A 24170-nucleotide genomic window follows, 5' to 3' on the forward strand; every position below is an offset into this window, starting at 1 on the left:
TGCTCGTAGCCGTCGATGTCTCATGAAAGCTTGGATACCAAGTCGATTTCGTCTTCCCGGCGAGCACGAAAGACCGGCAAATGGTCTGGAACCGATAGGTTCTTGGAGAAATTTGACGGCTACCGGGATTTTTCGCCCCACATAGGGTGTCCAACTTCAATTGGCTTGCTATACTCACGATTTCCCGCCCAGCTTGGTGGGAAAATTTCGTATTGAACCAACCAGATTTCGTATCTAGCCGGTAGCGTGCTTGTCATGCCTAAGCAAAAAACCCATAAGGGAATGAAGAAGCGTTTTCGTGTAACCGCTTCCGGGAAAATCAAGCACCGTAGTGCCTATCGTGGTCACAAATTGAGCCACAAGAACGGCAAACGGAAGCGACATCTTCGTGCCGACAATGTCATTTCCGGCACCGAAGCGAAAACCGTTATTGAAGCATTAGCCCCCGGAATGTAGTCCGTTTCGTGTTGGCCTGTGTGCCATACAAACGCCGGGATTGTTTCTTCATTCATCCACAACTTTGATTGATTCGTTGGATTAGACATGAGAGTAACATCGGGGAAGGCGCGTCATCGTTCGAAGAAGCGTCTATTCAAAGAAGCCAAAGGCAACCGGGGCGGTCGCGGCAAATTGCTGCGAAGCGTCAAAGAAACGATCATTCGTTCCCGGCAATTTGCCTACCGGGATCGTCGCGTCAAAAAACGTGACTTCCGCGCTCTGTGGATCACCCGGATCACCGCAGCTTGCCGGATGCATGGTTTGTCGTATTCCCGATTCATCTTCGGCCTGAAACAAGCCGAGATCGAACTGAATCGCAAATCGCTTAGCGAACTCGCCTACAGCGAACCGGAAGTGTTTGCTGAAGTTGTCGACGCTGTGAAAACGAAACTGGGTGCGTAGAGTCACCCGACTCCGCACACACATGCCAGCTTGACACGGGAACCGAGGTGCGACTCCTGATCGGAAGCACCCGTTCCCATTTTCTCAAGCGTTTCCTCCACTCGGCACATCGGCCCCACCAATCGCCCGCAGTAACGTAACTTGTGAAGGCGAAGCAGATTATGGAAGCTTTGGAAGCCTTCTCCGAATACGAAGCCGCCGCTCTCGAGGCGTTCCGAGCGGCTTCATCTGCGGATGAACTTGAAGCGGCACGCGTGGAGTTTCTGGGCCAGAAGAAGGGCCGACTCCGCGACCTGCAGAAAGCCGTGGGCAAATCAGCCCCGGAAGACCGCCCCGTCGTTGGCAAGAAGTTCAACGAGGTCAAACTACGCGTTGGCCAACTGCTCGAAGAGCGGAAAGCCGAACTCGAAAAGCCAGCGGTCGCATTGAGTGCAATCGACCTGACGCTTCCTGGCGAACCGCTTGCGTTGGGACGTCGTCACGTCATTACCCAGACGATCGACGAGTTCAAAGAACTGATGGGTCGCTTCGGCTTTACGGCTGTTGAAGGGCCGGAGATCGAAGACGAGACTCACAACTTCGTGGCCCTCAACATTCCCGAGGAACACCCCGCTCGCGATCCGCTCGATAACTTCTACCTGGCTGCTGCGGAGGCGTCGACGGGTGGACCGGTTCTGCTGCGAAGTCAGACTTCGACCGTGCAAATCCGGGTCATGGAGCAACACAAACCGCCAATTCGGATTGTCTCGTTGGGGCGGGTCTACCGACCGGATAAAATTGACGACACTCACCACTTCATGTTCCACCAAATGGAGGGACTGATGATTGGTGACCATGTCACAATGGCTCAACTCAAAACTGTATTGAGTTTATTTGCTAAGTCCTACTTGGGTGACGATGTCGAAGTCCGGTTTCGTCCGTCGTTCTTTCCGTTTACCGAACCGTCGGTGGAAGTCGATGTGAGCTGGCAGGGCGGTTGGATGGAAATTGGTGGAGCCGGCATGGTCGATCCCAACGTGCTGCGTGCAGTCGGCTACGACCCCGAAGAAGTCTCCGGCTTTGCGTTCGGTCTTGGCATCGAGCGATTCTGCATGCGACGCCACAACATCACCGACATTCGACGATTCCACGAAAACAACGTGCGATTCCTGAGTCAGTTCTAAGCAAACGCCCAAGCCACGATTGATTACGTCGTGGCTTCTTTTGTTGGCATGAACGGGGTGAGAGTCATTTCCGTTCTTCGTAGCGAATGCTGTCTTGGGGAAGTGCTCCAGCCATCGGATGTGGCGTGTCTAACTGCGGACACACGAAACCGTGGAGATGGACTAGGACTTTCGACTCGGTTGCACGAAGTGAATCTTGCCGCTGCAGTACTTACAGGCCACCTTCTGGCCAATATACTTCCGTGCCACGCGTAATTCCTCTTCACATTCCGGGCATCGCGTATAGAAGAACAGCGAGATCAGTTGTGGATCTCCCAAGTCCGGAATGAAACCTTCTTGGCAAAACTTACAGCCAACGTACTCACCGAGATACTTCTTGGCGATCCGGAGTTCTCGCGCGCATTTGGGGCAGTCGATAAAGTACCCCTCGGGTTCGACATCCACCATCGTGGCGATCTCCTGAAGCGGAATAAATGCCGGAATATCAACCGTATCGGTGTGCAAATCGTTGTTGAGCAAAGAACGACAACTTCGGCACCGGACAAGGTTGGCCGGCATGTCGTCACCGCAGTTTGGGCAATCGCCCCCGGGCCATGCAGGCATGAACGCTTCCTTGGCGTTACGAATGTGAACGAAGAGCGAAGAAGAAAAGAACCGTTCCGTTATCCTCGATCACGTCATCGGAGGCCCAAGAAAGTTTGGAGCTGAAGCTCAACCCCTCTTCCATCTCGACGAGCGTTACACTCCATGATAACGAATCGAATCACCCGTGAGAATTCTATAGAAACGAATTCCCGAACTTTACCGAACCTCGTCATCCACGGCATCTTGCGTATTGACTTTGAGTGAAATTAGACGGTGGAAAGTGCGGAAGTAGAGACGTTCGTTGGCAACCGCAATCGTGGCATGACTCGGGTCACCAAGTTCAATCTCGCCGAGTTTCTCATATTCGGGACTGGCTTTGACAATGTGGACCGTGCCAGCCTCACTCATCGCGTACAATGTTCCATCAATGCAAACCGGGGAACCGCTATAGTTTCCGCCAACTCGCTGCGTCCAAACATTCTTGCCGTCTTTCGCCTCGATACAGCTGACCACTCCGTTGTCATTCCACAAATAGATGTGATCTTCGTACGCCACCGGTGTCGGGACATAAGGTAGGATGCGTTCTCGACTGTAAGCGATGCGGTCGGCATCTTCTTTGAAGGAGTCCTTCGAAAGCGTTGGATCGACTGCAATGAGCAGCGATCCTTTTCCGCCACCGCCACAACTGGCGAAGATCAAACCGCCGCCGTAAACCGGGGAGGCGACGGTTCGCATCGGAAACTCGCCGGTTTGCCAATAGGTTTCGCCGGTGAGCGGGTCCAGACTGCTGACGCCGGTTGCACCACTGACACAAATCAACTGTGTCGGTTGCCCGTCTTGCTCGAGAATCATCGGTGTCGCATAACTGGTGCGACGGTAGTCCCGTAGGGTGTTCCAAACCGTGCGACCGGTTTTCGCATCGACGGCGATGATCGAACTCGGTCCCATTTGATCGTTGGGAAGAATCACCATTCCCTGATAGACAATTGGCGAGACTCCCTGTCCATGTTGGCTAGTGAACGCCCCCAGTCGACGTCGCCACACCAATTCTCCGGAGAAATCATAAGCGGCCAGGGTATAGGTTTCTTCATCTGCGAAGGCCACATAAACGTTTTCGCCGTCGGTGGTTGGGGTGCTTGACGCCCAACTACTTTTTTCATGCTTATGACTGCGATTCAACGCAAACATGCGTGACCATTCCTGCTCGCCAGTGACTGCATCCAAGCAGAACAAGTAACGCACCGCACCTTCGTCGATCGCCGACGTGACAAATAACTTGTCGCCCCAAATCACCGGTGACGAATGCCCTTCGCCGGGTAATTCCAGGTTCCACTCGTAATCTGCGGGGCTCCAACTCGTTGGAGCACCGGTTAGCGAGACCACACCTGTTCCATTGTCGCCGCGAAAGCGAGGCCAGTTTTCGGCTGAGGCCGACTTGACGACGATGAAAACGAGGATTAGCCAAACCATTCGTCGAAAGATCGTCGACATGTCCGCTCCCATATGAACAGGCAAGAATTGACTCAAGATGAAGAATTCGTCTGCCGAATCGAACTGTCAGGTCGATGTCAGGCGAATTGTTCATAGAATGGACAATCCCCCCGGTAGTTTCAATGGTATCGCATCGGAACTCTCCGAGGTTTCCCAGTTGCTCACCGGGCCTTCCCGCACGATTGCATGGTGTCGGTCTTGAACGGTCTGTTCCGAATGGGGTATCCTATTTCAATTAGGCACGTCGATATCCGCTCGCGACATGCTAAGATGACTTGTACAGCATCCACTCTGAATTAACGATGGAAGACGATCCTCGAACACGCATTTAGCGTGCAGGGGTCTTTCTGGAATCAGACCAACCCCGGGCCACACTGTACGATACACGTTTCACTATTGCGGGCACTGTCTCGCGGAGGTTAGTCGCCAATCGGACTTTTCACAGCCGCCGCAGACATACGGACCGGATTTCGGTCTCGTGTCTATATTCTATTTCGACTCTGACCATGTCACCAAGTTCCGATCCTTTGACTGCCACTTCCGAAACAACGGCCTATTTAGTCGTGCGTGACGGTTCAACCTGGCGAGATGTCTTTCGGTTGCTTCCCGGTCAAGTGACAACGCTCGGACGGGCCCCGACAAATCGCGTTGTTCTCCGGGATGATGTCTGCAGTCGGAATCATTGCGAGATTTTCTACAGTGATTCCGTTTGGACGCTTCGCGATTTAAAGAGCCGCAACGGCACACTCGTCAACGGCGATCTTGTTCACGATGACTGGGAACTTCTCGATGGCCAAGTGATCCAAATCGGCTCGTGTGCTATTGGTTTTACTCACGATATTTCCAAACCCTTCGAAGCTTTCGAGGACGATCCGCTCGACCGCCCGACCGGGGATACGGTCACTGGCTATTCCGGAGTGATCGCAGTCGACGACCAATCGAGCAGTTCCGAGCTGGAAGGCGGCGAGATTGTTCATCGGGCATCGAGTTCACGGTACGGCCGTACGGAATCGGAGGAAATCGAACTTACCGATCGGACGAGTTTCGAACTGGCCCACCTTTACCGCTTCGGATTGGAAATGGGGTCCGCCAAGGACGCCGTCTCGTTATGTCGGACGGGGATCGAAGGAGTTCGATCGACAACCAATGCCGATATCGGGGCGATTTTCCTGCTCTCCGAACCCGTGACCCGCAATGCCGACCACGAGCAACTCTCGCTGGTTGCCTACGATTGTTCGGAAAACCAATCGTTTGAACGAGTTTCGACGAGCCTTTCCAAAATTGTCCTTGAGAATCGCGAAGCCATTCTGGCTCGAGACGTGACAGACGACAGCGCTCTTTCAGAGAGCGAAAGTCTCAACAACTTCGCCGTCGAAAGCGTGCTATGTGCGCCGATCCAATTTGAGCAAACAATTTTTGGCGTGATCCATCTCTACGCCTTGAGCATGGAAAACCGTTTGTCACCGGATGACCTGGAGTTCACCCTCGCCGTCGCCGACCAAATGGCACTCGCGTTGAAAAGTCTGACAGAACGCGAGTCACTCGCAACGACGGCAGCCCGGTACCGAGACGAAAACGTTACGCTGCGTCGACAGTTGGAACTGGATAGCCAACTCGTCGGCAAGAGCGTCGCGATTCGCAGCTTACGAGAAACCATTACACGGATTGCTCCGACCGATGCAACGACTTTGATTCGTGGCGAGAGTGGCGTTGGCAAAGAGTTGGTCGCCCGGGCGATTCACGAGAACAGCGACCGTCGTCGTGGGCCGTTCGTTTGCATGAACTGTGCGGCTCTCAACGAAAGCTTGCTCGAAAGTGAGTTGTTCGGACACGAGAAAGGTTCGTTCACGGGAGCCGTCGGGCGAAAATCCGGGAAGTTCGAGCAAGCCAATCAAGGAACCTTGTTCCTCGACGAAGTCGGCGAAATGAGCCCAATCATCCAGGCCAAGTTTCTACGTGTGCTGGAAGGGCACGCCTTCGAACGGGTCGGCGGACATGAGGCAGTGTCGGTCAATGTCCGAGTTGTCGCAGCGACTAACCGCGATCTTGAGGAAGCGGTCGCCGCCGGCGATTTTCGAAAAGATTTGTATTTCCGTCTCCACGTTGTCGAAATTTCCGTTGTTCCACTACGGGAACGGAAATCGGACATTCCGCTTCTTGCCGACTATTTCCTGGAGCGTAGTGCTCGTCGATCCAAACGAAATGTGACTGGGTTCAGTCGGCAAGCCTTGCAAATTCTGATGGACTACGACTGGCCTGGCAACGTTCGGGAACTTCAGAATGTGGTCGAGCGAGCCGTAATCCTGTGTCGGCAAACCGAAATTCAGCCCGAAGACGTGCATCTATCCGGTTTGGGCGTGCAGGATAGTTCTCACTCGATCCCGACTGGCGACGGCTCGCATATGGATTACCGGGAGATCTCGCTCGAGCAACACGAGAAAGAACATATTCTCGCGACGTTGGAACATACGGAATGGAACAAGTCCCGAGCGGCTCAAATCTTGGGCATTGAACGGTCGACACTCGACCGCAAGCTGAAACGATACGACGTCCAACGCCCGACACCTGGGGGATGAATTTCGCGGATTTGAACACGATGCCATGAAGTCAGTTGTCAACTGGCCAGTAAATCCACTGTCATGTGAATTTTTATTGGATTTTTGTTGACAATTCTTGGATATCCGCTGACAATTCTCTCACCGTTAGAGTTTCGGTCCAGCCAAACATCTGCCCGCGAAAGGCACACTGACTTTTTGCGCTTCCTCGTCCGTGTGTCGATTAACGCGAGTCTTCCTTCCGGGGAAATTCATGGCCTTCCTACAGGATGCCAAGGCTTTTTTCCCGTCATTGTTTCCATAAGCGTGTAGAGTTGCGGACTGGACTATTTTTACCCCACACAAGCTGACGATTTTAGGAGGTCAGGGACTGTGAGCAATGCTTCGTTCTCTTATCAAGCCGACGACGAGTTAGAGCGACTCCCAGAAGATGAAGGTGTCGCCTACATCTCGGATTACGAAGGCTATTTCGAAGATGAAGACTTCGATCCACTCAGCCTGAATCCACATACGCCGACCGAAGCCAAACCGGGTTCGGAAGACAAAGTGAAAATGCTCGCTGCTCGATACGCTGCTGGTCTACCATTGTGGCACGATAGCGATTGCTACGATCATGGCCCTGAGCAGATGGAAGACGAGGAAGACGAATTCGACGACGCTTTGGAATTCCTCGACGATTAGTCATCCCATCAACTGACATTTATTTTTCCAAGCCTCCGATTGTTTTCGGAGGCTTTCTTTTTGCGCGCTCAGTTTTGTCGGAACGACAATCAATTCTGCTCGACGTGACAAACTCAACCGCAAAACGGTCACAACTCGCTCGGACGCCGCGAAGTGATTTCCCAGCGATCGAAATTTGCGAAATCGACAGTGAATTTCGGTGTTCATAGGGCAAATTAGAGACGGCGGTGTGTCAGCGTCTCATTCGAGAATCCGGGTTCTACCGGGTCTGGCATGCAACTTGCCAATCGTTCGGTCATCAGATGCCAGAGAGCCTCGATTGCTCCGAACCCCGCGAGCACTACGGCTTCCAATCTTTGCATCCATTCGGAAAATCACTTCGCCTGGAGATATGATGTCCACTTACTGCCTAGACTTCGCCTTGTCGTCCGATCAGTCGGATATCTACGGGGCGGTCGCCTCAACTGAGGAGTTGCTACACAGTGTACGGTCCGTGACAGGACGAAGGGTTCAGCAGCTTGAAATCCTCTGCGAAGGAAACCATGTACTTGTGACAGGCGTATGTCGAGACCTCGACACCAAACGTCTCGTGACTCAGGTGATCCGCAGCGCGGAACCTGGCGTACTTGTCCAGAACGAGATTGGAATTCGCTGGTAACGCGACTCGATTGCAAGAATCGTTAGGGAGCCGCCGAGATGCGATACAGTTGTGTCTCGGTGCGAATCAAGAAGTCGTTTCCCACGACTGCATATGAGGCGAACGTGCGTTCTTTCATGTCATTGGTAGCCAGCACTTCGTATTCGCCTGCAGCACGAACCACCGTCGCCACGCCTTGCTCGCTTTGAAAATACACACGGTCTTTACTAAGCAGCGGCGATGCGGAGTAGTTCCCGCCCACGCGTTTCTGCCAGAGGATATCGCCCGTTTCGGCATCCACGCAACTACCGATCCCACGGTCACTCACTAGAAACACGAGTCCATCGTGATACACGACCGAGGGCGTATGTGGGGCACCGCGTTGCAGTCGCCAGACGATTTTCGCTTCCGCATCCCGACTACCAGGACGGACGGCAAGGAGTTCCGAGTTGTTGTAGCTTGTCGCGAGATAGAGTAAACCACCGCCGTAGACAGGCCGGGGAATTACGGAGTAACCGGAGTAGGGCACCGTCCACAGTTCTTTGCCATCGGCCGGTGCATATGCGACGACCTGATCTGTCGCCGGACTCACGACTTGCGTTTGGCCATCCACTTCGATGGCGAGCGGTGTGCTAAACGAGAACTTCCGCGAGTTGGCAATTGCGGGACGATCTTTCTTCCAGCGGATTTTGCCGGTTCCTTTATCGAGAGCGATCATGAATTGCACATCCGACCCATCGCAGCTGAAGATGAGCAGGTCGTCCACCGAAATCGGCGAACCACCGGTGCCATGCTGCATGCGATAGTCAATCTTTGACTGTCGCCAAAGAACGGTTCCATCGGTCGCGAGTGCCGCCGTCCCGTAGGTTCCGAAATGAACGAAGATGTGTTCACCGTCGGTAATCGGCGTTGGACTGGCATGGCTGTTCTTTTGGTGCATGGAAGTCTCTTTGGGAGTAAAGACTTCAACATTCCACAAAAGTTTGCCAGTGCTGACGTCAAATGCCAACGCCCGGAGTTCCTGCGGACCGCTCTGTTGATCTTCCGCCCCGACAGCCGTCGTTAGGAAAACTCGATCTCCCAGAACAATCGGCGAGGACCATCCCAAACCGGGCACGGAGGTCTTCCAGACGACGTTCTTATCCGGCCCCCATTCTAACGGCAAACCGGTCGCGGTCGTGATGCCTTCGCCGGTCGGTCCCCGAAACTCTGTCCAATCAGTTGCCCAAACTGTCGGTTGGCAAACAAGCAAAATCGCGACAACGGCCAGCGAAATTCGACTCATCAGAAAGACTTTCGAAGAATCAAGACGGAGCGCAAATGGAGCAACAGGACACGTTCTATTCCGGGTCCTGGATCGCGGTAATCTCCATTTGGAGTTTGCCGCTGGGGATCTCGATTTCCGCTCGATCACCCACCTTCTTACCGGTCAAGCCTTCTGCGATCGGGCTGTTGGTGAGAATCTTCATGGGTTCGCAGCTGTAGTCTTCCTCACCAGGACCGACCAACTCGTATTGCTCTTCCATACCGTCCGAGAGATCTTTGACAGTCACAATCGAACCAAAGCCGACCACGCCTTTCGGCATCGAAGACCGATCGACGATGTAACAACTCGCTAACTTGCTTTTGAGTTGATTGATCTTCGCCTGAATCATGCCTTGATTTTCACGTTGGCCATGATATTCGGCGTTCTCGCTGAGGTCGCCTTCTTCACGGGCGAGTTTGATCATCTCTGTGACTTCCGCCTTTTGCTCTTCGAGCTTGGCGATTTCCTCTTTGAGTTTTTCATAGCCTTCACGGCTAATGGGTTGCCGATCCATGACGGTCTCCACGAGAGAGGGAAAGTCTGTCGTTGTTGCTGTTAACGAAAGCAACGATGGTCGGTGCAGGGGCACGCGACCATCGTGGTATGTCGTTTGAAGATCAGAACATCCTAGCGACTTCGTCGCCGGAGATGCAAGTAGCTAACTAATTTCCACCCATGACCGATCCTGTGCACTCTGTAGAACCGCATCACAGATTTTCTGAGTTTCTAGGGCATCGCGGAAGGTCGGTGCGACCGGGTTACCTTTCTCGTAACCGGCGAGGAAGTCGGCGACTTGGTGAATGAAGCTATGTTCGTAGCCGATCTGCAAACCCGGCACCCACCAGTGATCGAGGTACGGCTGATCGCCGTCAGAGACGTGAATGTTCCGCCAACCTCGTACCACGGAATCGTCCGCGTGATCGAAATACTCGAGACGATGCAAATCGTGCAGGTCCCACTTCAACGAGGCTTTTTCGCCGTTGACCTCGAAGGTGTACAACGCTTTGTGCCCGCGAGCGTAACGTGTCGACTCGAACAAGCCCAACGAGCCGTTCTGGAAATGACACATGAAGGTACAGGCATCATCAATTTTCACCGGACGTTTCTCGCCGGTTTCGGCATCGGGACGTTCTTTGACGAAGGTCTCGGTCATGGCGTTGACATCTTTGACCAGACCGTTGAGCCAAATCGCGGTGTCAATGCAGTGTGCGAGCAAGTCGCCGGTCACACCGGAACCAGCCGCTTCGGCATCGAGTCGCCAAGTTGCCGCTCCGCCTTGCGGGACATCTTCGTTGATCGTCCAGTCTTGAAGGAAGTTGGCACGATAGTGGAAGATGCGACCGAGTCGGCCTTCTTCGATCAAGTTTTTCGCCAATGTCACGGCGGGGAGACGACGATAGTTGTACCAGACGATGTTTGGCACGCCGGCTTTCTCGACGGCTTCGCACATCTCTTCGCCTTCAGCGACGTTCATCGCGAGTGGCTTCTCGCACAGAATCGCTTTGCCAGCCTCGGCGGCAGCAATGGCGATTTCTTTGTGCAAGTTGTTCGGCGTGCAGATATCGACGGCGTCGATATCGTCCCGTTTCAACAGGTCTTTCCAATCCGTTTCGATCGATTCATAACCCCAGGTATCGGCGAACACCTGAGCCTTGTCCTTGTTCCGTGCACAAACAGCCTTCAAGACCGGTTTGTATTCCAACTCTGGGAAAAAGTGGTTCGCTGACGCATACGCATTCGTATGCGCTTTCCCCATGAAACCATAACCAATCATGCCGATATTGAGCGGCTTCGTCATTGTTGACTCCCTAGTGAGGTTCTTCGATTAAGCTGATAGGGCAGACACAACTATCTACCCCTGATGTGAATCTTTGATGCGGTTCCGCTCTAATCCCAGCCGTGGGCGTCGCGGACTTCCATCATGGTTTTGAGGATGGTGTTCCAGGTTTCCGCTTTTTCAAGCATGGCGTTCGGGAACATGCAGCCGTCCCAGCAGATGTGCTGAATGCCACGCGATTGGGCATCTTGCAACCAATAACCCGAACACTTCACGATGTCGAGTTTGCCGTTCGGATCGTCGGCGGGACAGTGACGACCGGTCTTATCGTGACTGCCGGTCCCATGCACACTGCCGTCGTTTTGGGCCACGTGGAAATCGATGGTCCACGGTCGTAGGGCATCGGTCATTTGTTTGTAGGCGGCCCAGAACTCGTCTTCGGAATACCCTTCGCTGAGCAACTTGTGTTCGGGGGCGTTCACACCGAGCAGATAAAGATAAGTGTGGGCCAAGTCCGCTTGGAAGCCGAGCGTTTCGGGCATGTCGACCGCTTCGAGCAAGTCAACCATGTTCTTCCACGAGTGCATTCCCGCCCAACAGATTTCGCCTTCGGCAGCCAATCGTTCGCCATGATCAGCCGCGATTTTGGCAGCTTTCTGGAACGTATCGGCGATTCGCTTCGTGTTGGTGGCCGGGTCTTTGTACCACTCGTCCGGGCCACCGGCGGAGTCGATACGAATCACGCCATACTTCCGCACGCCATGTTCGTTGAAAACTTTTGCGATCCGGCAGGCTTTCTCGATCGCGGTGAGGAACTTCTGTTGTTGTTCGTCATCGCCCATTGCCGAATCACCCACCGTGCCCGGCCAGATCGGGGCAACGAGCGAACCAACGGCCAGATTGTGACCGGCGATTTTGTCGGCGATGGCTTTCAACTCATCGTCACTCGCATCGGGATCGGTGTGGGGGTGGAATAGGAAGTAATCGATCCCTTCGAATTTTTGGCCATCGACTTCGGCAGCAGCGGTCAATTCGAGCATGCGATCAAGACTAATCGGTGGTTCGGCACCCGGCTCTTCACCGCCTTTCCCAACCAAACCCGGCCACATGGCATTATGCAATTTCGGAAGCGTGTGGGGCATTTCGTGATACTTTCATTCAGAGGTTCATGGATCAACTTGCATCTAAGCCGACGGCATGCCGTCGGCTTGGGACTTTCTGATTCCGTCGAACAAAGGATGCTGCCAATCGTGGACGAGTGCACCTTCATCTTGATGGTTGTGGATATATGTGAACGCAGCGATCATCGCGTCGCGTGTGTCTTTCGATTTCATATGGCAGACTCGAACCCAAACGCGATTTTCCTCAAAACCACGTTCATGTAACCATTTCGTTGCTCGCATTTTCAGGCGACCGACCGCAGAACGAATCCGTATTCGAAATTGAGCGAGAAGATGCACATGAATGGAATCAATAGCCAAAATCGCAGGTACCATTGGCATTTGGCCTAGCTCGTGCAGAATTGCGTCACGAGCTGTTTCTGTCTGGTTCAAAGTCAAAAACACTGGAGGTTGCGACAAACGAGTCTTCGCTCGTTGATGCCGGAAATGATAATCTGATGCGTTATAGGGCACCTCGTCAGGCTGTGCATAGCGTCTAGGTGGGGGGACATACTCTCGTTTCCGCCACGTTTGGAAGCCGCGTGGATCACCTGGCAACCAAGTACCAAAGGTTGTCCACGTGACAAGCCACCATTTGCCTGTAAACTTGACTTCCGTCATAGGCCGATCTCATTTCGACTAAGCTGACGGCATGCCGTCAGCTTGGATTGAAAGACCTAGTTCAACTAATTCTTATAAGCACCAATTGCGGGTGCGTTGGGTTGGGCGTTGGGGCCGAAGTAGCGCAGGCCGACGAGTGGTTCGGTGCCGGTGTTCTCGAAGGTCACGCCTTCGCCGGCGGCTTTCGCGGTGACGAAAATTTCGTCTTCGGTCATCTCGCCGAAGCGGATCATCGCCGGCGTTTGCAACTTCAGACCGTTGGCCTTGCCCTCACCTTGGACGGTGATCCAACTGAACGCTCCGCCATCGGCAATCGTACATTTTGTACCGGGTTGGACAGTGAGTTCTTTCGCGGTGAAGAGTTGCTCACCGTCGACTTTGCCGTAGACGATCCAATTGTCGACCCAACCGTCCCCCTCTTCAGAGACAACCGGTTCGAGGTAATTGGAATCTTTGAAATTCGGATCGACGTTCTTTTCCCAGTCGAGAGCTTCGACGAGGTAGGAGTTGTCGTTGTGGTATTCTTCCGGGAAGTCCTTGGTCAGTAACGAACGCGGAACCATCCGGCCTTCCACAAGCGACTGGTACATACCGAACACGTCGCTACCCCATTGCGGTTCGTAGGTGACCAGCGAACCGGGTGCGTGCAGCACGCACGGCGGAATCAACCAACCGGTGCCGGGTTTGAGGCGGTATGCCTTGGACAGATCGAGAATGCCGTTATCGCCTTCGTTCCACCGATCGAGACAATCGATCACGTCTTGCTTGGTTGTTCCCGGTTCCAACCCCATGAATGTGTACGGAAAATTGTTGCCGATGGCGTTCATTTGCGGCGGGAAGTAGTAACTCTCCGGCTTGCCTTCCTGACCAACTTTCTTGGCTTGTTCCGCATTTTGGTGCATGTGGTGCGGAATTGGCCCCATGTTGTCGAAAAACTTGGAATACACGGGCCATTTGCCGTAGGTGTCCCAAATGTGGTCGCCGATGATCTCCGACTTCAACTCGGCGACCGCATCTCGCAGCAGGAACTTTTCGCCGTTGAACACACAGTACGACAGACCTTCGTCTTCATTGCGGTTCTCGTTGGCGGCTTCGGTCGTGGAACCGAACCAGCGTTCGTCGATCCCGCCGCGATCCATGCCCAGAGCGTAATAATCGGCCGGGTGCAACTTCAACCGGCGTCCGGGTTGAAGGAACGAGCGTGGAACCCATGTCGGGGCCAAACGGAACACGCCACGGTTCTCGGTCAATGCATCGGCAGCTAACTGAGCGACATTCGCCATCGGTCAATCTCCTGGAGAAAACTTGTCCGGCGAAAAGCCGGTTGAAATCATGGGGATTCGGTGTGAACCGGCATTCTGACTGTTTCGGCTAGGAATTTCAAAGCTATCGAAAATCAAGGGTGAATGCGGCTGTCTCCAGGCGGCAACTTCGGTTCGGTCGAATGGCTGAGGACCGTCAAATTGCTTATGATGAATGCGTCGAAGTCGATCCCTGAAGCGAGAAAAGTTGACATGAGTACAATAACCACGTCGACGACTCCCGAAGACCTGCTCAAACTCCCCGATGCGGAGCGATTTGAACTTGTCGACGGCGAGTTGGTGGAGAATCCAGCAATGGGTGGACAAGCCGGATGGATTGCAGGACGCATCGTGATTGCTCTCCACGAGTACGAGAAATCGCATGGGGGCTGGGTTTTTCCCGATGGAGTCGGCTATCAATGTTATGCCGAAGATCCGAACCGGGTGCGGCGTCCGGATGTCTCTTACATCGCAGCAGGTCGGTTGCCGAATGATGAGATTCCGGAAGGGCATATCCGAACGGTCCCGGATGTCGTTGTCGAAGTCGTTTCCCCGCGTGATGTATACGGCGATGTCGAAACAAAAGTCGAAGAGTATTTGCGAGCGGGTGTTCGGTTGGTATGGGTCTTCGGATCGGCAACGCGACGGGTCTGGATCTATCCGGGAAGCGATCGACGCGCTTACTCGCTGACGGCCGACGATGACCTGACCGGCGACGATGTCCTACCGAAGTTTTCCTACCCGATTGCTAATTTCTTCCCGAATTCGCAACAATCCGCATAATTCCTTTTTGCTTCTTTGGACTTGGAACAACCAATCATGACCCGCGTGGCGATTTTGGGTGCGACCGGTTATACGGCTTACGAACTGATCCGCATCTTGCTGCGGCATCCGCAAGTGGAAATCACTGCCGTTACAAGTCGCTCCGATACGCGGCATATCACTGAGGTGCATCCGGTGTTTCACGGGATGCTGAATCTTTCGCTGGAAAACCTTTCGGCGGAAGAATTGGCCGATCGGGCGGAGTACGTTTTTTGTTGTCTCCCACACGGGGCCAGCATGGAGACGATTCCGCAATTGATGTCCGCCGGGGCGAAAGTCGTCGACCTCAGTGCCGACTATCGGCTCGATAACCCTGCCATCTACGAACAATGGTATGGCTTGGTCCACACCGATCCCACGCGACTCGGAGATGCCGTCTATGGTTTGCCGGAATTGTTTGCCAAGAAAATTGCCGGCCAGGAGTTAGTCGCCAATCCCGGTTGTTACACGAGCACTTCGATCTTGGCACTCGCCCCGTTGTTGGCTGAGAAACTGATCGAACCGCAGGGAATCATCATCGACGCGAAAAGTGGTGTCAGCGGAGCAGGGCGGACGCCGAAGTTGACGAATCTGTATTCCGAAGTGAATGAAAGTTTCACCGCGTATGGCGTGGGGAACCATCGGCATACGCCGGAAATCGAGCAGGTGCTCTCGACGGTTTCCGAGCAGGATGTGCACGTCACATTTACGCCGCACTTGGTACCGATGGACCGCGGTATCCTGTGCACGATCTACGCCCAACAAACCGGTGAACTCGGGCAGACGGAATTGCTCGAACGCATCCGCACCTTCTACAGTGGCAAACCGTTTGTGCGTGTCGTCGAGCATATTCCCGCAACGAAACACGTGGCACATACGAATTTTTGCGACATCACCGTGCGACTTTCGCGGGGGCAATTGATCGTTTTCGCGGCTCTCGACAACCTCATCAAAGGAGCCGCCGGAGTTGCAGTGCAGAACTTCAACTTACTGGCGGGATTCCCGGAAACAACGGCACTCATTTGAGTCGGCAACCTTCTCAACATTGTCCATATTGAACGAAGAGCGATTGATGACAGACGAAATTTCGTTGCCACTCGGGTTTCGAGCGGCGGGCATTCACTGCGGTGTGAAGTCAGATGCACAGCGTCACGACCTGGCCGTATTCGCTTCGGATTCGCCGTGTGCGTCGGCAGGCGTGTACACCCAGAACCGTGTCGTCGGCGCTCCCGTGATTGTGTCCCGTGAACGCACGCCGAATGCGACGAGTCGGGCCGTCGTCATCAATTCCGGCAACGCCAATGCATGCACCGGGCAACGGGGATTAGATGATGCCCGCACCATGACCGCGAAAGTCGCCGAGCAGTTGAACTGCCAGCCGGAAGATGTACTGGTTTGCTCGACCGGCATTATTGGACGGTTTCTGCCAATGGAGAAATTGAACGCCGGCATTCCAAAAGCGTGCGAACAGCTCGCGACGGACGGTCCGGCGTTTGAGAATGCTGCCCGGGGAATGATGACGACCGACACCTTCCCCAAGTTCGGCTCTCGCACAGTCGAGATGGGTGGCAAAACAGTGACTGTTTACGGGGTCGCCAAAGGGGCCGCCATGATCGCCCCGAACATGGCGACCATGTTGTGCGTAGTGCTCACCGATGCCGCTCTGACCGTCGCGGATGCCGAGCGAATGCTCAAACATTCGGTGGATCGCAGTTTCAATAGTATCAGTGTCGACGGTCACACCAGCACTAGCGACACGGTCTTGCTACTTGCAAATGGTCAAGCGGAAGTTGGACCGACGAATCCTGACGAATCGCAAGCTTTGCTCGACGCACTCGACGAACTGACGGCGGAACTTGCGCAGATGATTATCCGCGATGCCGAAGGTGCCGATCACTTCATCACGCTTGACGTGACTGGTCTTGATACCCGCGAACATGCTTACCAGGTCGCCAAGACGATCGCGGAATCCGCGTTGGTGAAGACCGCGATTGCCGGAGCCGACCCGAATTGGGGCCGCATTATTTCCGCCGCCGGTTATAGCGGTGTGCCGGTCGATCCCGACACAACGACGCTCCGCATGGGTGGGGTTCCGATCTTTCAAAACGGTTCCCCCACCGATCACGATGCAGATGCAGTCTCACGAGGACTCCGCGAAAACCGTGAAGTCCATATCGAACTCGATTGCGGGGCAGGGGAGGCCGCCGTCCGTTTCTGGACCAGCGACCTCACTCAAGAATATGTCCGACTGAACTCGGAATATACGACCTGATTCCGCCCTAACCAAGATGACGTTACGCATTCGAGCCGGAATCACGACGTCCCCCGTTGGGATCGTTCGCTGGAAGCGGACCGCCTTTTTCCAATGTGAACTCGAAGTAGTTGTCGTCGTCCTTGACTTCTTCCTTGAGCGTGCTGTTCTGGTTGTAACGAGCCGGAATCGTCTCTTGAGGCAACGGGGCTTCGGGATCGTTGGCGTCGGCAACTGCTGCGCGAATTCTCACTGTATGCGGGCCGATTTTCGCGCCGGGAACTTCTGTCATATATTCGAGCGTGAATTCCCCATTGGTGTCCGTCATACCATATGAGGGACGACCTTCCTCTGGTTCGAATATCACTCGGGCTCCGCTCAATGGTTGTCCATCGAATGTGACTTTCCCAGTGACATCCGCTAATGGCGGCCGATCACCACCACCACAACCGGTTAGCAAACCAAGGAGCATAAGACTTGCGCAACAGCACTTGAAATAGGTCATTCAATAAATCCTTTGATAATACACGTCCACAAAATGTGGCATCGCCTAAATAAAACGTTTCATAGTCCCGACAAATCCAACTTTTCACGGACACTCGCGAATTGTCGTTCTATTCCAGTTAGCTGGATTGTCACGACAATAGCTGGATTGGTTTGAATTTCCAATCGAACACCAAGTTCGATCGATCGAAGTTTGAAGCCTGATTCCACTGATGAAGTACTTATGAAATCTTCGATATCAATCTGACCTCAAATCAACTTGTTGTACCAAGTGGAAATGGCTTGCGAACGCTGAACAATGTGTTCATAGTAGTGCCTTCCGATTCTCGGATATACACCCAGTCTGTCCTCTTTCTATTAACTCTCTTAGAATTTTAGGAGTCCTCGTATGAACCCGTTCAAGGGAAGAAAGCGTGGTTTCACGCTTATCGAACTGTTAGTGGTGATTGCAATCATCGCGATTCTTATTGCTCTTCTTCTGCCGGCCGTCCAACAAGCCCGGGAAGCTGCACGACGAACGCAATGCAAAAACAACTTCAAGCAATTTGGCATTGCGATGCATAACTATCACGACACCTTCAAGAGTTTCCCATCGGGTTGGATTCAATCACGGACATCGGGAACGCTTGAACCAGGTTGGGCCTGGGGAGCTATGATTTTGCCGTATCTCGAACTCGGCAACCTGCATGAGCAACTAGGTGTCACAACAATTGAATTCGATCTGGTCGATGGTTCGGACAATGGAATAGCTGGTGCCACTGCAGAAACTGAAACCGTGCTAAGTGTCTTCCGTTGCCCCACAGATACCGGTAGCGACCTCAATAGCAATCGCGGCGGACATGCCGTCTCTAACTACATGGGCGTTTGGGGTAATACGACTCCACACAATCTCAATGCCGGTCAGGGGATGTTTTGGGCCAATAGCCGTGTTCGCATGCGGGACGTCGAAGACGGCACCACCCAAACTCTGATGCTCGGTGAAATCAACCGAGACGAACCGGAACGACGCGGCGGAATTTGGGTCGGATACTTTGAGAATGGAAAATATGGCGGCTTGGTGTCTTGTACCGACAATACAGCCGACTATGTTATCAATGGCAACAACGTCTTCACCTTTAGTAGTAAGCACGCAGGTGGAGCCCAGTTCCTAGCGGCCGATGGGTCAACACACTTCGTAAGTGAGAACATCGACGGTGCCACTTACGAACGACTAGGACATCGGGCCGATGGCGAAGTCGTCGCGTTTCCATAATTCGTCGTCATCAAGTTTCGGAATGTTATACTTTGCAAACCCAAAATGATTTCATAGCATGGTGACATACTCAAGAGGAATGCCACCATGCCTGCGAAAATCGAAAAAACCGGTAACGACGCCATCAATCTTATGTCGCCAATCTTCTCAAATGAAGATACCGCGCGTGAGTTTTTGGAATCAAAGCGATGGCCGAATGGTGCCGAGTGTCCGCGATGTGACTGCAAGACGGTCTACAAACTTGAGCCGAAACCGGAAAGCCTTCGTCCGGTGCGTCCTGGCGTTTACAAGTGCAAAGGATGCCGGAAACAGTTCACCGTTCGGATCGGCACGATTTTCGAAGAATCGAAATTACCGCTCCGCAAATGGCTCGCTGCGATTTTTTTGATGTGCTCGGCTAAAAAAGGCGTCAGTAGTCACCAACTAGCACGCGAATTGGACGTCACAGTCAAAACAGCGTGGTTTCTCTCGCACCGCATTCGCGAAGCTATGAAGCAAGAACCATTAGCGGGAATGATCGGTGGTGCAGGCAAGACGGTTGAGGCCGACGAAACCTATATCGGTGCTCGCAAGCCGCGATACAAAGGGACTAGCAAGCGTGGTCGTGGCACGAATAAGAAACCGGTCGCGTTGGTAGTGGAACGTGACGGCAATGCACACGCCGCACCGGTCGAAAGAGTCAACGGCGACTGCCTTATGTCCGAAGTTCTTCAGTACGCAAGTAACGAATCGATTTTGATGACTGACGAATTGCCGGTCTACGTGAAGATCGGAAAGGAGTTCGAGAAGCACGAATCCGTGAACCACGGCGAAAAGGAATACGCTCGTGACGATTCGCACGTAAACACGGCAGAGAGTTACTTCTCACTTCTCAAGCGTGCTTACGTAGGTGCTCATCATCACTACACCGCTCGCCATCTTCATCGGTATGTGACTGAGCGGTCATTCCACTGGAATCTGCGTAAGCAGAGTGACGGCGAACGGATGGTGCAAGCAATTGAAGGCGCGGAAGGAAAACGGCTCAAGTATCGGGAGCCAAGCTGTTCTGACTAACACACCGCTTGGTCAGGCAGATCAATCTCCAGGTCTGACTTGCCAACGTGCCGTCCAATGTGACGGTACATGTTTCGGCTTTCTGGTTCTTCCGCAAATTTACCATGCAAGGCTGCGAACAACATTGTGAGCTTGATTTTTCGATGTGAAATGGAAACGTCAAAACTCCCAATGTCTTCCAATACAGAGTGGACGCCTTTAATGCGACACCCTACAAGTTCGTCGGTTTCGTCTGACAAATAGATTGTAACACGACTATTGAGTCGCTTTCCGTGCTCAGGTTCGTTGCTAATGAAAAACATCAGAGCGTCGGAGTCGGCATCGTAGTACGCATATGGCTGAAACTCCTGGCCTGCCGTTTCTTGTTCAAAATTTGCAATCAAATCGCTCAAGTTCGTGGCCATATTTTTCTCCAATTATCTCCGAATTGCCTTCTGTAATCTGCCTCATCGGTAAGACAAAAATCTTCCCATCGCCATTCATCGATTTTGCCTGGCGTCATGACAAAAACGAAAAAACACCGATCTGGTTGTGGCGGAAGCTCAATCCCAGCTTTTGGCCGGTCTTGCGGTCTACCGATGTAGCATAACCCATCTTCGTGCCCTTCGCGATTCCAACCTTGGAAAATTGCGTCGGGTTCTTCCAGCACTTCTTTCGCACAAAACAACCGATAAAACCGGGGAGTATGTATCGCTCGTGTAAGATTTTCAATCGTAGCTTGATGAACAAAACATTGGATGGTCGCACCATCATCGTAAGGGGCGCGAGCTTCCAGGTTCCAATCACGCGGTCTTGACATGTTTTTTCCTCATGAGTGTACGCGTAAGACACAATCACCGCTTGGAGATTTTCGTTGACCCTGATAAAATCAGGAAATGCGCACGCCGGGGGTCGAACCCGGAAGGGGTGACTCGCTTGCAACGAACCCCAATGGAACCCAAATCCACCGCGTTTGCCGATTTCGCCACGTGCGCAAAACAGACGAGCCAGAAGCGAGAGTCATTATCCAATGCCCGCTTCTGGCTCGTTTTGTTTTTTGGTGGCGACCGTGCGGTTAGCCGCATTATTCCTGACTTGCTTTTTCGCGTCATACTGACTTTCCTGCGATTGCCCATTTCCGTCTTGACGGTTAAAGAGCAACCTGCCATAATGCAAGCCGCAATGGACGTAAAAAGGGCGCTGCCTTTTTGGAAGACCTTTGCGACACAAAATTCGTGGGATTGCTGACTGCCCGTCTTTGAATCCCACACCAAAACATTTGCGTCGTGTTCACTCAATTGGACACGACGCTCTTTTTATAAGCGAAATTGGATCTGTTGGTCAAGACGAAACACCCAGTGTCGACCACATTAGAACGGTGAACAACAGGATTTTTGAGAAATCGGCCCGAAAGCGAAAAAAGGTCAGTTTTGAAAAAATCCATTTCGCGCTTTCCTGATGCGCACGCATGTTCTCATTTTGTTCCATTATGCATCGCTTTTTGGCCAAAAAACTGATCGTTTGGCACCCTGCTTTCAACGTGTCCACAAAACAGTGATCAGAGGATCTCTATGTCGAAGAATTCTCCGAAAAAATCGAAAAATGACAGTAGTGAACAGCGAGAGAAGCCTGTGTCCATCCCGCTTGACTTTGAAAAGGCAGTCGAGGGATTGTTGGGAGTGAAGCCGGGAGACGCTCAATCTCCGATATCTGATGGCCAAAAAAAGAAGCCGGATCAAGACGACTGACCCGGCTTCTGGCGTTTTGAGATTGGCGGTTGTCGGCTCAATCTATTTCAGGTTGGGTTTGTAAAATATAACACTCCGTCAAGTTTTGATGTCTAGCAACAAGTCCTCGTCTCTAATTTGAACACGAGGACTTGTTCATTGATCGCTCTGCCAAAGTTATGGACTAGTGTCGTTCAAGATTTCTAATAGTTCTGCCTCCGCTGGATGATCGGGGACTTCATCCAAGGCGACACGCGCCGCACGCCGGGCCTTGTCCATCTCGCCGGACTTCTCGAACAAGAATGCTTGCCCCATTACATATGTCGCCCGGATGCCGGCAGACTTTTGATTAGAGCGTTCCCAAACTTTTTCCAACCCTTCGCGAACTTTCGCTAAGTCGGCTGCATCGCGTGACCAACGCGCACTTAAAGCCCAGTAGGCGATTTGTGTCGGCTCGATTCTCCGCAAATCAGCGAGTACGTCGGCAAGCATCGCATCGATCGAAGCGGCGATCTCTGACGGATGCGTTTTCCGCGATTCGGCTAGCAACGTTCGCATCAATTGCTGCAACAATGCGTGACGTCGACTCCGTGTGTTCGGTCGTTCCATCGATGCCTGATAGAATTGTAATGCCCGATCGATCTGCCCCAATTTCAGAAACTGATCGCCCACTTGCGAAGCCAACAGAGCAACTTGATCGCCGTCAACTCGTGTTCGGTTTGCTGATTGGTAGACTTCCATTTCCTGCAGACTTTGTTGGAAGTGGTGGTCTGCAGTTGCGAAGTTTTCCTGTTGTATCGCGAGTTTAGCGAGTAGCAGTTCGTCATCGACCGCATATGTCAATCGTTCGGACCCGGCGGGCATTCGGAAGAAAACGAAAGTTGTCAATGCAAGGACCAACGTGAGAGCAACCGCCGACAATCGAAATCGGGTCGTCGGCATTCGCCATAATTGCGTAAGCCAAGCGACACCGGCGACGCTGAATAAACACCAGACCGGAACCATTCCCAGGCGAAACCGGCCAAAGTTGTAAGTCAAAAGGATTGTGAAAACGTGTGCCCCCACAATTAGCAAGGGGAGTGCAAACCGACGCAGGTCCCGCAACCCAATGGCCATCCCCAATAATCCCAACGCACTGATCCATCCAAACGTCGGCAAGAATTGCAGGATTGGAATCAACTGGCTTGCGACGCGATAATTCCCGCTGTCGTTGATTTCAAAATCGTGCAGTAGCACATTCAGCTTTTTGATGGAGAGAGTCACTTCCCGGATCGGATGTTGCACAGCGTAGGAGAGACCTTGCCTAAACCAATATCGCGAACTTTCGCCGCGTGTGAGGCGCCGTCGAGTTCGGCGTTCGGCTTCTCGGCGGAAGTCCTCGTGTTCGGTGAAGGGATCGGGGTCAACGAACTTGGGAGCATGATAAAACGGTTCGGCTTCCGGGCCGTGAGCCATATAAAACACTTCGCCGCCGCCCGCGGTCACGACGACAAATTCCCCGGCCACATGCCAATTTCGGATTGTCGATGGCAAAACACAGAGAAAACATGAGGCCAGTAAAATCAATCCATGTCTTCCCGGCCGTTTTGATTCTCGTCGATGCAGCCAAATTTCCACCGCCATCGCCGGCAATAATAAAATGTGATTTTCTCGCACCAGGCACGCCAAACCAATAGCCACACCAGCGACAACTAGCCAACGAACGCGAAGATGTTCCCGATAACGCAAACCGGCAAACAGAGTTAATGTCGTCAATAGCGGGCTGAGGAACGACTTCATCACGAGCCCCTCATAGAAAACGAGAGGGCCGAAAACAGCAGCGATTAATCCACCTCCTACCGCAATCGGCAGGGAGAAAAGCTGTCGTCCACAGAGGTAAACCAATCCCGCCGTCATCACGCCAGCAGCATGCTGTAAAGCGAACAACCATTCCAGCCGCTCACCCACAAGACGAAACAGTGTTCCGACAAGATACGGATACAGTGGGCCTTGCTCGAAAACTTCCGAGCCCAGCCAATCTCCACCGGCAATTTGCTGTGCCCATTGCAGGTAGTAAAGATGATCCAAAACGATATACCCACTCAGCGTCGATTGACGCATGCTGAAAAAGTAGATCATCCGTATGGCGACGGCCACGCCAACGACCAGCCAGAAGCCGGTGTCGCCTGGGAATTTGCGTCGGCCGATTTTCATCCGTTCTCCCTCAATCGGTCGGGTGATGGGCAGGCCGGATTCTAATGACAAACCCGGATGGTGTCTCTCGACTTCCAGGCATTTTCCAAGAATGAAGTCCCGAACACGGCGGGAAAGTTTCGTGGGACAGGCGATCGGCAGGACTGGCCACACCCGTCGGACCAAGCGGAAAAAACGTAAGATGCATTTCCAATTCAATTCCGTTCCTTCGCTGCCTGAAGTCGGATTGAGTT

22 protein-coding genes and 1 tRNA gene are annotated in these 24170 nt (G+C 53.0%); 11 read left to right on the forward strand and 12 right to left on the reverse strand.

Annotated elements, in window-relative coordinates; all coding sequences use genetic code 11:
- Window positions 1–255 precede the first annotated feature (255 nt).
- From rpmI to pheS, 3 genes are all read left to right on the forward strand, one after another.
- A complete protein-coding gene (gene rpmI / locus AC5DDB_RS02510; RefSeq protein WP_491738095.1) occupies window positions 256–456 on the forward strand; it encodes a 50S ribosomal protein L35 in 201 nt (66 codons plus the stop codon).
- Between the two features lie 87 nt (window positions 457–543).
- Window positions 544–900, forward strand: a complete 357-nt coding sequence (gene rplT, locus AC5DDB_RS02515; protein WP_491738096.1) for a 50S ribosomal protein L20 — start codon at window positions 544–546, stop codon at window positions 898–900.
- A 161-nt stretch (window positions 901–1061) separates the two neighbouring features.
- Window positions 1062–2063 carry a phenylalanine--tRNA ligase subunit alpha gene (gene pheS, locus AC5DDB_RS02520; RefSeq protein WP_491738097.1) on the forward strand — a complete coding sequence of 334 codons (1002 nt, stop codon included), beginning with the start codon at window positions 1062–1064 and terminating at the stop codon, window positions 2061–2063.
- A 162-nt stretch (window positions 2064–2225) separates the two neighbouring features.
- On the opposite strand, the gene AC5DDB_RS02525 is transcribed toward pheS, so the two are convergent.
- Both AC5DDB_RS02525 and AC5DDB_RS02530 read right to left on the reverse strand, forming a co-directional pair.
- Window positions 2226–2666: a hypothetical protein gene (locus AC5DDB_RS02525; RefSeq protein ID WP_491738098.1), complete on the reverse strand. Its 441-nt coding sequence runs from the start codon at window positions 2664–2666 to the stop codon at window positions 2226–2228.
- A 198-nt stretch (window positions 2667–2864) separates the two neighbouring features.
- Window positions 2865–4139, reverse strand: coding sequence for a PQQ-binding-like beta-propeller repeat protein (locus tag AC5DDB_RS02530; protein WP_491738099.1), 1275 nt, complete (start codon window positions 4137–4139; stop codon window positions 2865–2867).
- A 506-nt stretch (window positions 4140–4645) separates the two neighbouring features.
- On the opposite strand from AC5DDB_RS02530, the gene AC5DDB_RS02535 reads away from it, so the two are divergent.
- Both AC5DDB_RS02535 and AC5DDB_RS02540 read left to right on the forward strand, forming a co-directional pair.
- Entirely contained in the window at window positions 4646–6715 is a 2070-nt protein-coding gene (locus AC5DDB_RS02535) for a sigma 54-interacting transcriptional regulator (RefSeq protein ID WP_491738100.1), read from the forward strand.
- Between the two features lie 351 nt (window positions 6716–7066).
- Window positions 7067–7375 carry a hypothetical protein gene (locus AC5DDB_RS02540; RefSeq protein WP_491738101.1) on the forward strand — a complete coding sequence of 103 codons (309 nt, stop codon included), beginning with the start codon at window positions 7067–7069 and terminating at the stop codon, window positions 7373–7375.
- A gap of 680 nt (window positions 7376–8055) precedes the next feature.
- Here the strand turns inward: AC5DDB_RS02540 and AC5DDB_RS02545 are convergent.
- From AC5DDB_RS02545 to AC5DDB_RS02570, 6 genes are all read right to left on the reverse strand, one after another.
- Window positions 8056–9297, reverse strand: coding sequence for an outer membrane protein assembly factor BamB family protein (locus AC5DDB_RS02545; RefSeq protein WP_491738102.1), 1242 nt, complete (start codon window positions 9295–9297; stop codon window positions 8056–8058).
- Window positions 9298–9352: 55 nt separating this feature from the next.
- The gene (greA, locus tag AC5DDB_RS02550) at window positions 9353–9832 is read right to left on the reverse strand and encodes a transcription elongation factor GreA (protein WP_491738103.1); all 480 of its coding nucleotides are present in this window, start codon (window positions 9830–9832) and stop codon (window positions 9353–9355) included.
- Window positions 9833–9976: 144 nt separating this feature from the next.
- A complete protein-coding gene (locus tag AC5DDB_RS02555; protein WP_491738104.1) occupies window positions 9977–11116 on the reverse strand; it encodes a Gfo/Idh/MocA family protein in 1140 nt (379 codons plus the stop codon).
- Between the two features lie 89 nt (window positions 11117–11205).
- Complete coding sequence (locus tag AC5DDB_RS02560) at window positions 11206–12237, reverse strand: sugar phosphate isomerase/epimerase family protein (protein WP_491738105.1); 1032 nt, start codon at window positions 12235–12237, stop codon at window positions 11206–11208.
- A gap of 42 nt (window positions 12238–12279) precedes the next feature.
- On the reverse strand, window positions 12280–12597 hold the full coding sequence (locus tag AC5DDB_RS02565; RefSeq protein WP_491738106.1) for a hypothetical protein: 318 nt from the start codon (window positions 12595–12597) through the stop codon (window positions 12280–12282).
- Between the two features lie 344 nt (window positions 12598–12941).
- Window positions 12942–14159, reverse strand: coding sequence for a hypothetical protein (locus AC5DDB_RS02570; RefSeq protein ID WP_491738107.1), 1218 nt, complete (start codon window positions 14157–14159; stop codon window positions 12942–12944).
- 231 nt (window positions 14160–14390) lie between these two features.
- Between AC5DDB_RS02570 and AC5DDB_RS02575 the strand changes: the two genes are divergently transcribed.
- Genes AC5DDB_RS02575 through argJ form a run of 3 tightly spaced genes read left to right on the forward strand, consistent with a single transcriptional unit; the run spans window position 14391 to window position 17250 of the window.
- A complete protein-coding gene (locus AC5DDB_RS02575) occupies window positions 14391–14960 on the forward strand; it encodes a Uma2 family endonuclease (RefSeq protein WP_491738108.1) in 570 nt (189 codons plus the stop codon).
- A gap of 36 nt (window positions 14961–14996) precedes the next feature.
- Window positions 14997–16004: an N-acetyl-gamma-glutamyl-phosphate reductase gene (gene argC, locus AC5DDB_RS02580; RefSeq protein ID WP_491738109.1), complete on the forward strand. Its 1008-nt coding sequence runs from the start codon at window positions 14997–14999 to the stop codon at window positions 16002–16004.
- 46 nt (window positions 16005–16050) lie between these two features.
- Window positions 16051–17250, forward strand: a complete 1200-nt coding sequence (argJ, locus tag AC5DDB_RS02585; protein ID WP_491738110.1) for a bifunctional glutamate N-acetyltransferase/amino-acid acetyltransferase ArgJ — start codon at window positions 16051–16053, stop codon at window positions 17248–17250.
- A gap of 22 nt (window positions 17251–17272) precedes the next feature.
- Here the strand turns inward: argJ and AC5DDB_RS02590 are convergent, their stop codons facing one another.
- Window positions 17273–17734, reverse strand: coding sequence for a carboxypeptidase-like regulatory domain-containing protein (locus AC5DDB_RS02590; protein ID WP_491738111.1), 462 nt, complete (start codon window positions 17732–17734; stop codon window positions 17273–17275).
- Window positions 17735–18121: 387 nt separating this feature from the next.
- Here AC5DDB_RS02590 and AC5DDB_RS02595 point away from each other — a divergent pair, with 387 nt between their 5' ends.
- Both AC5DDB_RS02595 and AC5DDB_RS02600 read left to right on the forward strand, forming a co-directional pair.
- Entirely contained in the window at window positions 18122–18985 is an 864-nt protein-coding gene (locus tag AC5DDB_RS02595) for a DUF1559 domain-containing protein (protein WP_491738112.1), read from the forward strand.
- Between the two features lie 87 nt (window positions 18986–19072).
- The gene (locus tag AC5DDB_RS02600) at window positions 19073–20038 is read left to right on the forward strand and encodes an IS1595 family transposase (RefSeq protein ID WP_491738113.1); all 966 of its coding nucleotides are present in this window, start codon (window positions 19073–19075) and stop codon (window positions 20036–20038) included.
- On the opposite strand, the gene AC5DDB_RS02605 is transcribed toward AC5DDB_RS02600, so the two are convergent.
- Both AC5DDB_RS02605 and AC5DDB_RS02610 read right to left on the reverse strand, forming a co-directional pair.
- Complete coding sequence (locus tag AC5DDB_RS02605) at window positions 20035–20442, reverse strand: hypothetical protein (RefSeq protein ID WP_491738114.1); 408 nt, start codon at window positions 20440–20442, stop codon at window positions 20035–20037. The two genes, AC5DDB_RS02600 and AC5DDB_RS02605, sit on opposite strands and share 4 nt — an antisense overlap.
- A gap of 472 nt (window positions 20443–20914) precedes the next feature.
- A tRNA-Pro gene (locus tag AC5DDB_RS02610) sits at window positions 20915–21012 on the reverse strand.
- Here AC5DDB_RS02610 and AC5DDB_RS02615 point away from each other — a divergent pair.
- Window positions 20969–21265, forward strand: coding sequence for a hypothetical protein (locus AC5DDB_RS02615; protein WP_491738115.1), 297 nt, complete (start codon window positions 20969–20971; stop codon window positions 21263–21265). The genes AC5DDB_RS02610 and AC5DDB_RS02615 overlap by 44 nt on opposite strands.
- 656 nt (window positions 21266–21921) lie before the next feature.
- Here the strand turns inward: AC5DDB_RS02615 and AC5DDB_RS02620 are convergent.
- Complete coding sequence (locus AC5DDB_RS02620) at window positions 21922–23937, reverse strand: glycosyltransferase family 39 protein (protein WP_491738116.1); 2016 nt, start codon at window positions 23935–23937, stop codon at window positions 21922–21924.
- Window positions 23938–24170: the final 233 nt, after the last annotated feature.

The sequence above is a fragment of the Thalassoroseus sp. genome, assembly GCF_984380535.1.

Excerpts from the sequence above, each read along its gene's own strand:
- rpmI (WP_491738095.1), top strand. The coding sequence starts at position 256 with ATGCCTAAGCAAAAAACCCATAAGGGAATGAAGAAGCGTTTTCGTGTA.
- rplT (WP_491738096.1), top strand. The coding sequence starts at position 544 with ATGAGAGTAACATCGGGGAAGGCGCGTCATCGTTCGAAGAAGCGTCTA.
- pheS (WP_491738097.1), top strand. The coding sequence starts at position 1,062 with ATGGAAGCTTTGGAAGCCTTCTCCGAATACGAAGCCGCCGCTCTCGAG.
- AC5DDB_RS02525 (WP_491738098.1), bottom strand. The coding sequence starts at position 2,666 with ATGCCTGCATGGCCCGGGGGCGATTGCCCAAACTGCGGTGACGACATG.
- AC5DDB_RS02530 (WP_491738099.1), bottom strand. The coding sequence starts at position 4,139 with ATGTCGACGATCTTTCGACGAATGGTTTGGCTAATCCTCGTTTTCATC.
- AC5DDB_RS02535 (WP_491738100.1), top strand. The coding sequence starts at position 4,646 with ATGTCACCAAGTTCCGATCCTTTGACTGCCACTTCCGAAACAACGGCC.
- AC5DDB_RS02545 (WP_491738102.1), bottom strand. The coding sequence starts at position 9,297 with ATGAGTCGAATTTCGCTGGCCGTTGTCGCGATTTTGCTTGTTTGCCAA.
- greA (WP_491738103.1), bottom strand. The coding sequence starts at position 9,832 with ATGGATCGGCAACCCATTAGCCGTGAAGGCTATGAAAAACTCAAAGAG.
- AC5DDB_RS02555 (WP_491738104.1), bottom strand. The coding sequence starts at position 11,116 with ATGACGAAGCCGCTCAATATCGGCATGATTGGTTATGGTTTCATGGGG.
- AC5DDB_RS02560 (WP_491738105.1), bottom strand. The coding sequence starts at position 12,237 with ATGCCCCACACGCTTCCGAAATTGCATAATGCCATGTGGCCGGGTTTG.
- AC5DDB_RS02565 (WP_491738106.1), bottom strand. The coding sequence starts at position 12,597 with ATGCCAATGGTACCTGCGATTTTGGCTATTGATTCCATTCATGTGCAT.
- AC5DDB_RS02570 (WP_491738107.1), bottom strand. The coding sequence starts at position 14,159 with ATGGCGAATGTCGCTCAGTTAGCTGCCGATGCATTGACCGAGAACCGT.
- AC5DDB_RS02575 (WP_491738108.1), top strand. The coding sequence starts at position 14,391 with ATGAGTACAATAACCACGTCGACGACTCCCGAAGACCTGCTCAAACTC.
- argC (WP_491738109.1), top strand. The coding sequence starts at position 14,997 with ATGACCCGCGTGGCGATTTTGGGTGCGACCGGTTATACGGCTTACGAA.
- argJ (WP_491738110.1), top strand. The coding sequence starts at position 16,051 with ATGACAGACGAAATTTCGTTGCCACTCGGGTTTCGAGCGGCGGGCATT.
- AC5DDB_RS02590 (WP_491738111.1), bottom strand. The coding sequence starts at position 17,734 with ATGACCTATTTCAAGTGCTGTTGCGCAAGTCTTATGCTCCTTGGTTTG.
- AC5DDB_RS02595 (WP_491738112.1), top strand. The coding sequence starts at position 18,122 with ATGAACCCGTTCAAGGGAAGAAAGCGTGGTTTCACGCTTATCGAACTG.
- AC5DDB_RS02600 (WP_491738113.1), top strand. The coding sequence starts at position 19,073 with ATGCCTGCGAAAATCGAAAAAACCGGTAACGACGCCATCAATCTTATG.
- AC5DDB_RS02605 (WP_491738114.1), bottom strand. The coding sequence starts at position 20,442 with ATGGCCACGAACTTGAGCGATTTGATTGCAAATTTTGAACAAGAAACG.
- AC5DDB_RS02615 (WP_491738115.1), top strand. The coding sequence starts at position 20,969 with ATGGAACCCAAATCCACCGCGTTTGCCGATTTCGCCACGTGCGCAAAA.
- AC5DDB_RS02620 (WP_491738116.1), bottom strand. The coding sequence starts at position 23,937 with ATGAAAATCGGCCGACGCAAATTCCCAGGCGACACCGGCTTCTGGCTG.